Origin of the sequence: Streptomyces sp. NPDC002181 (assembly GCF_042890485.1) — a bacterium.
Taxonomy (GTDB): domain Bacteria; phylum Actinomycetota; class Actinomycetes; order Streptomycetales; family Streptomycetaceae; genus Streptomyces.
Map to the genome: position 1 here is coordinate 24,878 of NZ_JBIASC010000014.1, position 13,664 is coordinate 38,541.

Sequence of the window (13,664 nt, forward strand, 5' to 3'; positions counted from 1 at the left end):
ACGGCCGGGACGCCGTACGGACGCCGTACGGCCCGCCGTGCGGGCGTGCCGTACGGCGGCGCCACATCCGGCCGTCACGTAGCCGCGCCGGCGGCCGCCTCCAGTCCGCGGGTGGTGACCAGGCGGGCCGTGCCGTCGGCGAGCCGGTACGACAGTCCCACGACGGCGGTCCGGCCGGCCTCGACCGCCTCGGCCAGGACGCGGGAGCGCTCCAGCAGCAGATCGACCGTGTGCCTTATGTGCTCCGCGATGTACTGCTCGTCCTCGGTGTGTCCGGCTGCCCGGGAGGCCAGGACGCTGGGGGTGACCCGCTCGATCACGTCCCGCACGTATCCGCTCGCCGCCGCGCCGTTCTCGACGGCGGAGCGTGTGGCCGCGACCGCGCCGCACGCGTCGTGCCCCAGCACCACGACGAGTGGGGCACCGAGCACGCTCACCCCGTACTCGATGCTGCCCAGGACCTCCGGCCCCTGGACGTGTCCGGCGGTGCGGACCACGAACAGGTCGCCCAGCCCGCGGTCGAAGATGATCTCGGCCGCCAGCCGGGAATCGGAGCACCCGAACAGCACCGCGAACGGGTTCTGCGCGGGTACCACCTCGGTGCGGCGCGCGGCGTCCTGGTTCGGGTGCTCGGTCGACCCGGCGACGAACCGCTCGTTTCCGGCCAGCAGCATGGCGAAGGCTTCACGGGGCGCAAGCGCCTGGGCATCGGTCATGGTCATCAGATTAAGGCCGCTCCCCGGCCACGGCTCAGCCGGGCCGGGAGGATGAGGCGGGAGCGGCCGGAGGAAGCGGTCACCAACGGACACGGTGTCCGGGAGGCGCTCTGCCGTATCCGGTGTTCCGGTTCTACCGTTGTTCTTCCGGGTCCGACGGGTCCGACAGGTCCGACAGGGAGGGGTTGCCGTGGCTGGGATGGTGGAGGGCAAGCACCGGTCGCCGATCGGCGACGACGGGCATCAGCCCAACCGGCCTGTCCCCCCGCCCCCGCCTCCGCCCCCACCGCCTCCGCCGCCCACCGGTACCGGCCCGGAGAAGTAGCCCATGCCCGGTACCGCGGATCCGTCGGCCGACCACGCCCAGGTCGGCGGACTCCTCGCGACGGTGGCCGCCCAGCTCGGCCGTCCGCTGCCCGACCGCCTGCGGGATGCCTTCCACCGCGTCCCGCGGCACGGGTTCCTGCCCGACCGGGTCTGGCGGCGCGACGGGGCCGGCGGCTACACCCCGGTCGACCGTACGACGGACCCTTCGTACTGGCTCGCGGCCGCCTACGCGGACGAGCCGCTCGTCACCCGGTTCACCGACGGCCTGCCGTCGTCTTCGGCGTCCATGCCGTCCATGGTCGCCCGCATGCTCCTCCTCGCCGGCCTCACCCGACCCACCGCCCGTGACAGACCTCGGGTACGAGTCCTGGAGCTGGGGGCGGGCACCGGCTTCAACGCGGGTCTGCTGTGCTCGTTGGCGGGCGACGAGCACGTCACCACCCTCGACCTCGACCCCACCCTGACCACCGCCGCGCACGGCAATCTGAAACGGGCCGGGTTCACGCCCGCGGTCGTCACCGGCGACGGCGCTCTCGGCTGGCCGCCGGCCGCCCCCTACGGCCTGGTCCTCGCCACGTTCTCCGTCGACCACATCCCGCCCGCCTGGCCGGCCCAGGTCCGGCCGGGCGGCCGCATCGTGACGCCCTGGACCTCGGCCTGGTGCTCCTACGGCACCCTCGCGCTCACCACCACGGAAGGCGGGCACGCCCGGGGCCGCTTTCATCCCTTCGCCTCCTTCATGCCGATCACCCGCCCCGATGCCGGCGGCTCTGCTGCACCGCCGTTTGTGCGGGAGGGCCGCGCCACCGGTGCCGCGCGCTCGTCGACGCGGCTGTCGCCCTGGGCGGTCGCAGGCGGAGACCTCGATGCCGAATTCCACATCGGGCTCACCGTTCCCGGAGCCTCCTTCGCCTGGGACACCAGCGGCGAACACGCCCACACCCGCCTCGTCATCGAGGACCCCGCCACCGGCTCGTGGGCGAACATCGACTACGACGGGCACACGGCCGCCGACTTCACCGTCACCCAGACAGGGCCCCGGCAGCTGTGGCACGAGGTCAGCGCGGCCTTCCGACGGTGGGAGGACCTGGGTAGGCCGGATGTGGCCCGCCACGGTCTGACCACGTCGCCGAACACCACCACGGCGTGGGTGGACACCCCCGCGACCGTAGTCCGCACCATAGCGGCCCCTTAGCGACCGCCCGCGAGCGTTCACGCCGGACCTCACCCGGCAGTTCGAGATCTCCGACAGCGACGGTGATCACGATCATTACGTGCAGGCCCACTGCGAGCTCGCGTACCGCCTCAGGGCTGCGGCAGCGGCAAGCGGGGGTGCCCACCGGGGCGGGTTCGCCAGAGCCTGGTGGAGGGAGCGGGCTTCGCCGGGCCGAGGACGGACAGGGACTGCGGCAGAGGGGAGTCAGGCGGTGAATCTCCCGGCGTCCAGGGGGTAGGCGGCAGCTGCGCAAGAGCGCACTGTCGGGCGGCGATCCGTTGCAGCCGCTCGATCGCCGTACCCGGTCACCGGCAGTGGGTTCACCGCCCGCGGCACTCGATGCACAGACAGGTGGAGCATGACTCAGACGATCGAAGGAACGGCGCTGGACGGTCAGGACCGGCCGGGCACAGACCTCTGCCAGGAGCGTTCACTGCGGCTCAGACGCAGACTGGAGCGGCTCATCGGGATCGCGGCGACCGAGGGGAACACTCTCGTTCCGCTGCGCAACGGCGATGAGATCTTCGATGCGATGCTCGGTGCGATCCGGCGGGCGGAGCACACCGTGGACATGATGACGTTCGTCTACTGGCGTGGCGACATCGCGCACGCGTTCGCCGCGGCGCTCGCCGAGCGTGCCCGAGCCGGAGTGCGGGTGCGCCTCATGCTGGACGGCTTCGGCAGCCGGCTCATCGAGAAGGACGAGCTGGACCTGATGGACGAGGCCGGTGTGGACGTGGCCTGGTTCCGCAAGCCGCTCTACCTCTCGCCCCTCAAGCAGAACCACCGCTGCCACCGCAAGGTCCTCGTCGTCGACGAGCGAACCGCGTTCACCGGCGGCGTCGGGATAGCGCAGGAGTGGTGCGGCGACGCCCGCAACGAGAACGAGTGGCGCGATACCCACGTCCAGGTCACCGGCCCCGCCGTCGACGGCCTGGCCGCCGCCTTCGCCCAGAACTGGGCCGAGTGCCACGACGAGCTCTTCGACGACCGCGACCGGTTCGTCAGCAGCGAGCAGCACGGCAACTCCGTCGTCCAGGTCGTCCGCGGCTCCGCCTCCTTCGGCTGGCAGGACATGCAGACCCTGATCCGCGTCGTCCTGGAGTCAGCCGAGGAGCGTGTCCGCCTCACCACCGCCTACTTCGCCCCCGACGCCTACTTCACCGGGCTGCTCTGCGACACCGCCCGCCGCGGGGTCGAGGTGGAGATCCTGCTGCCCGGACCACACACCGACAAGCGGGTCTGCCAGTTGGCGGGGCAGCGCTACTACGAGGATCTGACGGCCTGCGGCGTGAAGATCTACCAGTACCAGCCGACGATGATCCATGCCAAGACCCTCACGATCGACAGGGTCGCCTCGTTGGTGGGCTCCACCAACTTCAACCGGCGCTCGCTCGATCACGACGAGGAAGTGATGCTCGCCGTTCTCGACGGCGATTTCACGGCCGCTCTCGATGCGCACTTCGATGAGGACCTGGAGGAGAGCATGCTGATCGAGCCCGGCCGCTGGAAGCGTCGTGACCTTCTGCAGAGGGCCCGGGAAGCGGCCGTCCTGCCGATCCGCCGCTTCTTGTGAGTACCGAGCGGGCACCGCACCGCCCCGGCGGTGCGGAAAATCGGTTGGTCAAGGGCGTGTCCGGCGCGGCAGGATGCTCCGCATGACCTTGCCCACGCCCGAGTTGCGGACTGCCCGCCTGCGGCTCCGGCCGTTCGCCGACGCCGACGCGGCGCCGCTGTACGCGCTGCACAGCAACGCCCACGTGCTGCGATATTGGGACTCTCCGCCGTGGACCGAGCCCGCCCGCGCGCAGCGTTTCCTCGCGACCTGCCGGAGGATCGAGGAGGAAGGCTCGGGAGCGCGGGTGGCCGTCGACCGCGTCTCCGACGGCGCGTTCATCGGCTGGTGTGGCCTGACCAGTTGGAACCCTGACTTCCGCAGCGCGTCCCTGGGCTACGTCTTCGACGCCGCCGCGTGGGGCCACGGCTACGCCACGGAGACCGCGCACGCCGTCCTGGGGTGGGCGTTCGACAGCCTGGACCTGAACCGTGTCCAGGCCGAGACCGACACACGCAACGTGGCGTCCGCGGGGGTTCTGGAGAAGCTCGGCTTCGTCCGCGAAGGCACTCTCCGCGAGGACTGCGTCGTCAACGGCGACGTCTCCGACTCCTGGGTCTTCGGCCTCCTGCGCCGCGAGTGGAACCCGACGGCCACGCCGGTGGCCGGCCGTTAGCACCTGGCGGCCATGCCGCCGGCGAGCCCGACGAGGCGCGCCTGCGGGCCTGGTACGACTCCCGCTGCGTACGGGATGACCGCCTGGATCTTGCCGTGGCGGAGCAGTTGACGCGCGTATTGCGCGACGCACTGCTGTGGGAGGGGGAGCGGGCGGACGCGGTGCCGATGCCGATTCCGGCGCCGGAGTGGTTCCGGCACCGTGGGCGGCCAGAAGCAGCTCGTCCTACGTCAGTCCGACCGTGCCCCGTGGGGCCGGGGACGCGCTCCCGGGCCCTCGGCCGGGCGGACTGCATTGGGCCGGATTGAAACGGCTGGGACCAGGTATCTCGGGGGTGGGACGTGGCGACGGTCGCCGTCACCGGGCACATGCGCATCGAACCGGAGAGGTCGGCCGCCATCGCGGATTCCCTCCGCTCCGTCCTCGCGTCCTCGTCCGCCGGCGGGCTGACCGGTCTCTCCTGCCTGGCCGAGGGGGCCGACGCCCTGTTCGCGGACCTGGTCCTGGAGGCCGGGGGCCGGCTGGAGGTCGTCCTCCCTTCGCACGACTACCGCGCGCGCATGGTGGCCCCGCACTTCGCCGCCGACTTCGACCGCCTGCGCGGCGCCGCCGCCGCGGTGACGGTCATGCCGTACCGGCAGGCCTCCGTACGGGCCTACACAGCCGCCAACCGCGTACTCCTGGGCCGCGCCGACCTGTTGGTGGCGGTGTGGAACGGCCTGCCGGGCCGCCCGGGCGGAACCGCGGACACGGTCGCCGCGGCACGCGCCGCCGGGCTCCCCGTCAAGGTCGTACCGGTGTGACGGGTTGAGCAGAAACAGCCCATGAACCCGACCGTGCGCCGGGTTAACGTCGGCGCATGCGTGCGGAATTGCTGAAAAGGATCGAGTTGCCCGGGCCCACCGGCCAATGCCACTCCGTGCCGGGCGGAGGCTGGCTGCTCGTCATGCGCGGGAGCCCACCGCGGACCACCTTGCTCGACGCCGCCCTCCACGTCGTGGGCGGCACAGGCCGGGCGGTCCCCGCCGGCTCGGGCTGCGCCTGGTACGGCGACGCCCTGGCGGTGGCGGGCCCGGACACCCTCGTGCTCCACCGGGGCGGGGCCCGGCTCTGGTGGCGCGAACAAGGCTCCTGGGACGAGGCGCCGAAGGGTGAGGGCTCCTGCGCCTTCGCCGCCGGTGGCACAGAACTCTGGGCCGTCGTCCGCACCGGCCGCACCGACGACGAAGCGTTCGACGGCGGAGGCGAAGGCGAAGGCGACAACGACAACGACGGACCGGACACGGAGGGGGCGGACCCGGATGCCTCCGAGGTGGAGTGCCAGGTACGGGACGCGAGCACCGGGGCGCTGCTGGCGCGCCGGACGCTGGGCGGCGAGGTCACCCACTCACGCATACTGGCCCACCCCGACGGCCGGCACATGGCCGTCATCACGGACGACGGCCACAGCGTCGACGGCCACTGGATGCGCCGCGCGGGCAACCGCCTGCAAGCCCGCACCCTGGCCCCCGACCCACACCGAGAGCCCTGCGCCCTGGCCCTCTCGCCCTCCGGCGACCAGTACACGCTGCTCGATACCACCGGACTCGTCACGCTGGACTTCCCCACGGGAGAGCCGATCGCCGAACGGGAGGCCCCGGGCCGCAGCGGCACCTCCGCCTTCGACCGATCCCTGGGGTACTGCGCCGAACACCTGCTGCTCGACACCTACGTCGGGGACGACGCACCCCCGCACACCGCGGTGTACCGCACCCCGGTGCTCCGTGGACCGCTGGAGCAGGTGGGGGAGATCCGCTACGACGCGGCCGCGCCTCCCCGCGCCGTGGCCGTGGCCGTGGCCGGGAACGGCACCTGGATCACCGCGGACGACACCGGGGTCAGCCTGTGGGCACTCCGGGACTGAACGCCGACGGGGACGGCGCGAGGGCCTCGGCCAGTTCCCGCCGGTTCGTCACCCCGAGCTTGCGGTAGACCCGCTGCAGCGTGTTGTCGACGGTCCTGACGGAGAGCACCAGCTCGCCCGCGATCTCCTTGCTGGTCATCCTGTGAGCGGCGCGCAGGGCGATCTCGTGCTCGCGGGAGGTGAGTTCGCCCCCTTCCGTCGGCACCGGCAGCAGGTGGGGCGTGTGCGCTCCCTGGAGGTGCTGTCGCTCCCGGACCGCGAGGAGCTCCGCCTGCCGGGCGTGGCGGGGACCACGGGCACGGCGCAGCAGCCGGGCGGCGAGGGCCGCGGCGTCGGCGGCCACCGCGTGCACGCCGAGCTCGGACAGGGTGTGGGCGGCGGCCACGAGGAGCACGTGGTCCTGGCGGGCGACCGCGCGCGCGTACAGAGCGCGGGCCCGGGACAGCGGCCCCTGAACCCCCTCGGCGAGTTCGCGCAGCGCGTCGGCGTGCTCGTGCCCGCCCAGCCGGAGGAGATCGGTGAGCAGCAGCATGTGGGAGCCGTGCTGTCCCGCGCCGCGGGCCTCGCGACAGGCGGTCTCCAGCACGGCGCGGGCTTCGGTGATGCGGCCTTCGACAGCGTGCAGCCAGGCCTCTCCGAGCAGGTCCTCACCGGCCATGAGACCGAGCGCCGGTCGGGTACGGGCGGCGGCCGCGGCGCGCGCCGCGGCCGCCCGGTCGCCCAGCACGGCCAAGGACGCGGCAAGACCGGAGCCGGCCAGGCGCAGGACGCGCGTGTACCCGATCCGCTCGCTGATGGCGATGGCGTCCGCGTAGTGCAGCCGCGCGTCGGCGGCCCGGCCGGCGATCCACGCGCAGCGTCCCCGTCGGAAAGCCAGCCAGGTGTCGCGCAGCGGGGCGGACACGCCGGTCGAGGCCTGCTCGCTCGCTTCGGCCTCGGCCCGTTCCAGGAGGCCCAGTTCGGTCAGCGCGGCCACGTCGAGCACCCCGAGGACCGACGGGTGGAAGATGTACGGCGTGGTGCCCCTGACGAGCCGTTCGCGCAGGCGCTCGGTCTCCTCCAGCGCGTCCTGGGCCCGGCCGCCCGTGATGAGCCCCAGCAGCCGCATGCTGTCGGCGACGAACCGCGAGTGCGGGGTGCTGGGGAGGGCGGCGAGCCTGTCCAGCCAGGAGAAGCCGAGGGACGGGTGGCCCGACAGGAGCAGCACTCCGGCCGTGGTCTCGTCCAGGGCGCGCCGCGCCGTGTCGGACGTCAGCGCCGGGCGTGCCTGCCGGGCCAGCCGGAGGATGTCGCGGATCGGTGCCCCCGACCAGAAGAGGTTGACCATGCCGACCACCACTGCGGTGACGACCGCCTCGGCGTCCTCGGACCGGATGAGCAGCCGGAGCCGGGCGTCCGCGGCCTGCCAGTCGCCGCGGTAGTACAGCGCCTCGGCCCGCAGAAGTTCGCTGGCCGGAGTGGCGAGCGTGGCCGGCAGGGCGTCCAGCAGCGCGAGGACGGCCGTGTGGTCGTTGCCCTTCCGCGCCACCTCGGCCGCCTCCAGGAGCAGGGCCGGTTCGGCGTCGCCGGCCATGGCCCGCAGCCTGGCGGTTGTCAGGAGGTCGCCGCTGCGGCGGGAACCGTGTTGCCGGATGCGGTCGGCCTGACCGCGAAGGATCTCCCTGCGGCGCAGCAGCGGGATGCTCCGGCGCAGGACGTCCGCGAACAGGGGGTGGGCGAGCCGGGCGTCGGCCCGGCGGCCGTGCAGACGTATCTCGATCAGGCCCCGGTCCTCCAGCATCGCGAGGAGGGAGGGACCGTGATCGCCGTCCTCGCCGCGATCTCCGAGACCACGCTGCTCGCCGAGACCACCGTCCTCGCCGAGATCCCCGAGGCCACCGTCCTCGCCGAGGTCATCGAGGTCGCTGACCGAGACGCTGCCGACGAGCGCGAGGACCTCCAGGACCCGCCGCGCCCGCGGGCCGGCGCGGTCGAGGAGGTCCTCCGTCAGGACGGCCAGCCGGGGCGTGAGGACCACGGGGCCGGTGGCGCGCCACAGCTGCCCGTCGTGCTCCAGGTGCCCGGCATGGTGCAGGCCGTCGACCAGCTCCGTGAGGATGCGGACGTTCCCCCGGGCGAGCCGGTCCAGCAGCCGCAGCGTCCCGCTGTCGACGTCCGCCCCCAGCAGCCCGCGCAGCAACAGGGAGGTGTCCTGTGTGTCGAGCGGGGCCAGGTGCAGGTGCAGGATGTCGTCGCGGCGCGCGAGCTCCACGGCGAACGGGGGTCTCCCCTCGCCCTCGCGGACCGTGGCGAGGAGGAAGAGGCCGGGGTGGCGCAGGCCTGCCCGGAGCACGTCCGCGTCCGAGGGCTGGAGGTGCTGGAGCTCGTCGACCAGCAGCACGGTCCGAGGCCGAGGTGCCGTACGGGCCGCCGCTGGGCCCCCGGCGCCCTCCGAGGCTCCGAAGACCTGCGCGAACTCGTCCTGGCCGGGGCCGGAAGCGCTGTGGCCGAGGACGATCCGCGCGGTCGGGTGGCGCCGCTCCGCCGCCAGGCGCACCAGGTGATCGGCCAGCCGGGACGTACCGCTTCCGGAAGCACCCCGGACGACCACCCCCCGGACCCGGGGATCTGCCAGAGCCCTGTCGAACGCCTCGATCTGGGCGAGCCGTCCGATCAGCGGGCGCGCCCACGGCAGGGCGGACCGTACGAGCCGTTCGCCGCTCATGCGGAGCGTCCGCGGGCTGCGGTGCCGTGGGCGGGGAAGATCGGGAGCGCAACGGTACGCGGCATGGGCAGGTTCTTTCGTCGAGCGGTTCCGGTCCCCGGTCCGCAGGAGCGGGTCCGTACGGCACCGGCACCGGCAGCGCCGGCGGTGCACGGGACGGGGCAGGTGAGAGCTGCCCGCCAGCGGTACGGGGGACCGCCGCAACGGTAGGGCGACCCGCCGCCGACCGCTTGAGCAGGACTTACTCCATGGTCGGCGGCGGACCGGCGCCGCACGGCGCCGTGGCCTGCGAGGGGCGGTGCGCTCTCCGTCATGGCGCCACGGTGCCACCGGCCCGGTACCGAACCCGTCATCCGTTCGGGCGAACCGCGGGTGCCACGGCACCGGGATCACGCCGCGGGCGGGCGCCCTGCGGCGGCGTGCTGACGAGGCGCCCGCGGCAGGGGTGGAGCGATCCGAATCCGCTGTCGTCAGGCGGTGCACGCATAGGCGAAGGACACCGAGGCCACCTGCGGCTGCGGATCCGATACCTCCAGCGTCACCTCGGGGCTGAACGTACCGGGGCCGCTGATGCTCCAGGTGGTCTCCAGCGCCGCGCTCCGCTGCCCGGTGGAGAGCCGCTCCTCCAACAGCCCCGACGAGCTTCCGTCGCTGCGCCGCCACCGGTACCGCAGCGTGCCCGGGGCTCCGTTCGTCAGCACGGTCGCTGCGATGCGCACGGTCTCGCCGCAGCGCACGGCCGCGGCGGAGGGCGAGAGGGTCACCCTCGCCACCGACAGGGTGCGTTCCCAGGGCGGGTGTCCGGCGAGGTACGTGACGACCGCCGCCGCGACTGCGCCGAGCACCGCCCAGCCGATGCGCGAGGGGAGTCGGCGTGACGGGGCGGGTGGTGCGGGAGGCACGGGTGACACCCCGGGGCCGAACCGCATGGTCTCGGAGAGAGGAGCGGGCGGAGCGGGCAGGCACGGGAACGTGACGGCTTCCGAGCCGCCGACCGGCGCCGCCGGAACGGGGTGCACCTCGTGCGTCCGCGCTTGCGGATCGACGAGGCCCCATCCGTCGTCGAGGATCGTGGGCACGGTGTGGTCCTGCCACTCCGGTGGGAGCGGCGAGGGGCCGGCGCCGCTCATCGAGGTGTCTCGATGCACCGGGCGGCGGTGGCCCTGCGGAGCCGAGACCGTTCGGACCCGGCTTCCGGCGCGGCGTGGGCGTCGACATCGACGTTCCAGAGCAGGGCATGGCACAGGAGGTTGAACGTGTGGACCGGACGGATCACGTAGTCGGTCCGTCCTTCGAGGACGAACGTCTCGACGGGCCCCTCCGGTTCGGATTGCGCGTCCCCCGCGGTGCTGTACGAGGAGGACCACCGCACGGACACGGTCACGGGGCCGGTGCCGTCGGTGACGACGGTGACGGGCGCGGTCACCCGGCCGTCCTCCGCGACGTCCAGTCGGCCGATGTCCACGCGCACGACCCGTGTCGGTGCGGCGACCACCGGATCAGGCCCCGGATCCGCGGGCACTTCGGGGTCGGGTACGACGGGATCCGGGAGCACGGGGTCGGGTACGACGGGAATCGGGGCCACGGCGTCGGAAAGGACCGGTGGGGCGGCCGCCTGGCTCGGCGCAGGCGGCGCGGGCTGCGGCCGGTCCGGAGCCGGGCTTCCTCCCCGGTTCGGGGACTGCCACACGGCGGGACGCACCGGGCCCGGATCGGCCGACAGAACAGGAGACGGCCCTGCGGCAGCGCCACGGTCGACCGGGGCCGGCGCCGCCGGTGTCGCCGTGGGCGAGGGCGTGGGCGTGGGCAAGCGGATCCCTGGCTCGTCGGCGTCCTTCTCGGGCAGGTCGGGAACGTTCGCGACCGCCTCCCCGACCCGGTTCGCCGAGCCCTGCGAGCCGAAGACCCCGTACGAGGCCATGCCGGCCAGGGCCGCCACCACCGCGGCCGCGCGGCGGCCGCGCAGCGCGGCGGTCCAGCGCACGCCGGCGGACGTCCTCCGGTGCCGCGCCGGGCCCGACAGACGTGTGCTGGCCGCGTCGGAGGGGCCCCCGCCGGAGTCGGAGATCCCGTGGCCGTCGATGAGGACGGCCGCAGCCAGAGCCGCCAGGCGGCGGCGCCCCCGTTCCTCCCAGTCGGTGCCGAAGCACGCCTGCGCGGCGGCCTCCAACGACTCCAGGAACCGCTCCGCGTCCCGGGGACGTGCCCCGGGGTCCTTCGCGAGGCCCCTGAGGATCAGGTCGTGCGCGTAGGCGGGCGCCTTCCCGTAGGGGATGGCCGCGGTGCTGTGCTGTACGGCGAGTTCCATCAGCGTGGGCGCTCCGTAGGGGCGCTCTCCGGTGAGGCACTCGTAGAAGGTGGCCGTCGCGGCGTACACGTCGGCGGCCGGCCCGACGCCGCCTCCGGTCCACTGCTCCGGGGCCATGTAGGACGGCGTACCGGCGGGGGCGGCGTCGGTGCCGTTCGGTACGGCGATGCCGAAGTCGATCAGCTTGGACCGCCCTTCGGGTGTGACGATCACGTTTGCGGGCTTGTAGTCGCGGTGCACGACCCCGACGCGGTGCGCCGCCGACAGCCCGAGCAGGGAGCCCTTGAGGACGAGCAGCGCCGCCTCGCCCGGCAGCCGCCCTTCCCGCTCCAGGAGCGAACTCAGGGAGGCGCCCGCCACGAGTTCCATGACGATCGCCGATCCGCCGGGCTCCTGGACGTACTGGAAGAGGCGCGCCACGTACGGACTGCGCAGGTTCCCCAGGAGCACGGCCTCGGCGCGGAACGACGCGCGGTGGTGCGGCTCGCTGCGGATGCGGTCGCTCAGGTACTTGATGGCGACCTGCTGCCCCGTCTCCAGGTGCAGGGCCCGGACGACCGTGCCGCTGGCGCCGTGGCCGAGGTACTCCAAGGGGCGAAAGCCCGGGAGCGCGCATATCGCGCGGGTTTCCGAGCGGTTTTCTGAGCGGGTGTCTGAAGGGTGCACGACGTTCCCCGTACTGGTCGGTTCAGATCGTCGGCAGTCGCCGCCGACCGATGTGCTCGGAGGCTACGGAGAGCTGTGTGCGAGGGGCAGAGTATTGGCTGCTCAACGGCGCCCGGCGACCTGGGCCGGACCATCAGTACGAATTGCTCGTGACCGCCGCCTCGTCCAACTCCTTTAATCACGTCATCACTTGCAGTTCCAGTCCGCGATGAAAGGACCTGACGTGAACCTTCGATCATGGATGAGGAAAGCGCCCGTCGTCGGAGCGCTCGCGGTAACGGCCGCCACCACAGCGGTCATTGCCGCCCCGGCCGCATCCGCAGCGACCACGCCCGTGTACCACATGAACTGCACGACGGGGATCTCGGGGAACAAGGGCTGGGGCACCTGTTCGGGAACGGGGAGGTGGACGGTCCGGGCGGAATGCGCCTGGAGCCCGCTCTATTCCGTGAGCGGCGGAGGGTGGACCGACGGAACGTACACGAAATGGACGAGTTCCTGCACCTTCGGTGTCGAGTCCGTGTCGATCGTGGAGTACTAGCCGGCGGTCCGAGTCCGGCGCCCGTGAATCGTTCCCTCGTCGGAAGCGGGCACCGGTCCCGCTCCGGGAATCCCTCTCCGGTTCAACCCACAGGAGTCAAAGTGCTACGAACGCGTACGACTGTCGTGGCGGGAATCGCCGCAGTTCTGCTGGCCTGCACCGCGGCCACGGCCTCGGCGGCATCGGATACGCAGGTGCCGCAAGCCTCCGTCTCGGCGCCCTCGGCGCCCTCGGCCGCCGCGCCCTCCGGCGCATCCCTGCAGCAGACGTTCCGGTCCTGGTACGCCGGTTACTACGACTGCGAAGTGGCGGGAATGGCGGGCGTGGTGAGCCGCCAATGGTCGAGCTACACCTGCTTCAACTATCCGCAGTATCCGGGCTGGTGGGCCCTCTGGGCAGCCTGAGCCCCTCCCGGACGGCGCGGAGCGCAGCCTTTGCCGCTCCGCGCCGTCCGGCATGTCCCTGAAACCCGACGACCGAGGGGGTTCCCCATGCCTTTCAGCCCATCGATCAGCCGTTCCCTGCGGGCCGGACTCGCGGTAGGCGCCGTGATCTGCGCACTGTCCTTCGCCGCACCCGCCCAGGCCTCCGCGGGCAAGCTCTGCAGCGGAGCCGTCTCCCTGAACACCACCAGCCTTCGGAACGTGGACGTCAACGTGTGTGTCACGGAACGCGCAGGCCAGGTCAAGACGTCGAGCATCGAGATCACGAACCTGACCGCGAGCAACGTCTTCATCGACGACGTCATCCTGTTGACCACCGTGCTGGGCGGCCAGGTGAACTGTGCGCCTCCGAACACGGACATCACGATCCGACCGGGAACGGCGAACAAGCTCACCTGTGCGAGCAGCCCGGTCAGCGATACCAACGGTGAACTCCTCGCGGAGGGTGCTGCGGCATCGGTCGGCTACTGGGATCCGGGCCAGAGGACCTGGACCTACGCAGCCTTCGTCTCCCCCCTGATCAACTGAACCCGTGCGCCCCCGGGCCGCCGCCGTCAAGGAGGCGGTCCGGGGGCGTCGCGCACGACGTACGGCCCGATCGGGCGTCGA

At 72.7% G+C, this 13,664-nt stretch carries 11 protein-coding genes; 7 read left to right on the top strand and 4 right to left on the bottom strand.

Translation table 11 applies throughout. From position 1 onward, the window contains the following. Positions 1 to 74 precede the first annotated feature (74 nt). A complete protein-coding gene (locus ACFYXV_RS28275) occupies positions 75 to 716 on the bottom strand; it encodes a carbonic anhydrase (protein WP_389384345.1) in 642 nt (213 codons plus the stop codon). Between the two features lie 328 nt (positions 717 to 1,044). On the opposite strand from ACFYXV_RS28275, the gene ACFYXV_RS28280 reads away from it, so the two are divergent. The 5 genes from ACFYXV_RS28280 (at position 1,045) to ACFYXV_RS28300 (ending at position 6,393) form a co-directional block, all read left to right on the top strand. Then, on the top strand, positions 1,045 to 2,238 hold the full coding sequence (locus ACFYXV_RS28280; protein ID WP_389384346.1) for a methyltransferase domain-containing protein: 1,194 nt from the start codon (positions 1,045 to 1,047) through the stop codon (positions 2,236 to 2,238). A gap of 379 nt (positions 2,239 to 2,617) precedes the next feature. Then, positions 2,618 to 3,835 (top strand): phosphatidylserine/phosphatidylglycerophosphate/cardiolipin synthase family protein, encoded by a 1,218-nt coding sequence (locus ACFYXV_RS28285; protein ID WP_385474304.1) that lies wholly within the window; start codon positions 2,618 to 2,620, stop codon positions 3,833 to 3,835. Between the two features lie 82 nt (positions 3,836 to 3,917). Beyond that, on the top strand, positions 3,918 to 4,490 hold the full coding sequence (locus ACFYXV_RS28290; protein ID WP_389384347.1) for a GNAT family N-acetyltransferase: 573 nt from the start codon (positions 3,918 to 3,920) through the stop codon (positions 4,488 to 4,490). 341 nt (positions 4,491 to 4,831) lie between these two features. Then, positions 4,832 to 5,293: a hypothetical protein gene (locus ACFYXV_RS28295; protein WP_389384348.1), complete on the top strand. Its 462-nt coding sequence runs from the start codon at positions 4,832 to 4,834 to the stop codon at positions 5,291 to 5,293. 56 nt (positions 5,294 to 5,349) lie between these two features. After that, the gene (locus ACFYXV_RS28300; protein ID WP_389384349.1) at positions 5,350 to 6,393 is read left to right on the top strand and encodes a hypothetical protein; all 1,044 of its coding nucleotides are present in this window, start codon (positions 5,350 to 5,352) and stop codon (positions 6,391 to 6,393) included. Here the strand turns inward: ACFYXV_RS28300 and ACFYXV_RS28305 are convergent. The 3 genes from ACFYXV_RS28305 to ACFYXV_RS28315 form a co-directional block, all read right to left on the bottom strand. Then, positions 6,368 to 9,097 (bottom strand): LuxR C-terminal-related transcriptional regulator, encoded by a 2,730-nt coding sequence (locus ACFYXV_RS28305; protein WP_389384350.1) that lies wholly within the window; start codon positions 9,095 to 9,097, stop codon positions 6,368 to 6,370. The genes ACFYXV_RS28300 and ACFYXV_RS28305 overlap by 26 nt on opposite strands. A 470-nt stretch (positions 9,098 to 9,567) precedes the next feature. After that, on the bottom strand, positions 9,568 to 10,176 hold the full coding sequence (locus tag ACFYXV_RS28310) for a hypothetical protein (protein ID WP_385466009.1): 609 nt from the start codon (positions 10,174 to 10,176) through the stop codon (positions 9,568 to 9,570). Positions 10,177 to 10,223: 47 nt separating this feature from the next. Beyond that, positions 10,224 to 11,996 carry a protein kinase gene (locus tag ACFYXV_RS28315; RefSeq protein ID WP_389384351.1) on the bottom strand — a complete coding sequence of 591 codons (1,773 nt, stop codon included), beginning with the start codon at positions 11,994 to 11,996 and terminating at the stop codon, positions 10,224 to 10,226. Positions 11,997 to 12,737: 741 nt separating this feature from the next. On the opposite strand from ACFYXV_RS28315, the gene ACFYXV_RS28320 reads away from it, so the two are divergent. Then, positions 12,738 to 13,016 carry a hypothetical protein gene (locus ACFYXV_RS28320; RefSeq protein WP_389384352.1) on the top strand — a complete coding sequence of 93 codons (279 nt, stop codon included), beginning with the start codon at positions 12,738 to 12,740 and terminating at the stop codon, positions 13,014 to 13,016. Positions 13,017 to 13,103: 87 nt separating this feature from the next. Next, on the top strand, positions 13,104 to 13,583 hold the full coding sequence (locus ACFYXV_RS28325) for a hypothetical protein (protein ID WP_389384353.1): 480 nt from the start codon (positions 13,104 to 13,106) through the stop codon (positions 13,581 to 13,583). Positions 13,584 to 13,664: the final 81 nt, after the last annotated feature.

Coding starts and splice junctions, on each gene's coding strand:
- ACFYXV_RS28280 (WP_389384346.1), top strand. CDS start 1,045: ATGCCCGGTACCGCGGATCCGTCGGCCGACCACGCCCAGGTCGGCGGA.
- ACFYXV_RS28275 (WP_389384345.1), bottom strand. CDS start 716: ATGACCGATGCCCAGGCGCTTGCGCCCCGTGAAGCCTTCGCCATGCTG.
- ACFYXV_RS28305 (WP_389384350.1), bottom strand. CDS start 9,097: ATGAGCGGCGAACGGCTCGTACGGTCCGCCCTGCCGTGGGCGCGCCCG.
- ACFYXV_RS28285 (WP_385474304.1), top strand. CDS start 2,618: ATGACTCAGACGATCGAAGGAACGGCGCTGGACGGTCAGGACCGGCCG.
- ACFYXV_RS28290 (WP_389384347.1), top strand. CDS start 3,918: ATGACCTTGCCCACGCCCGAGTTGCGGACTGCCCGCCTGCGGCTCCGG.
- ACFYXV_RS28325 (WP_389384353.1), top strand. CDS start 13,104: ATGCCTTTCAGCCCATCGATCAGCCGTTCCCTGCGGGCCGGACTCGCG.
- ACFYXV_RS28300 (WP_389384349.1), top strand. CDS start 5,350: ATGCGTGCGGAATTGCTGAAAAGGATCGAGTTGCCCGGGCCCACCGGC.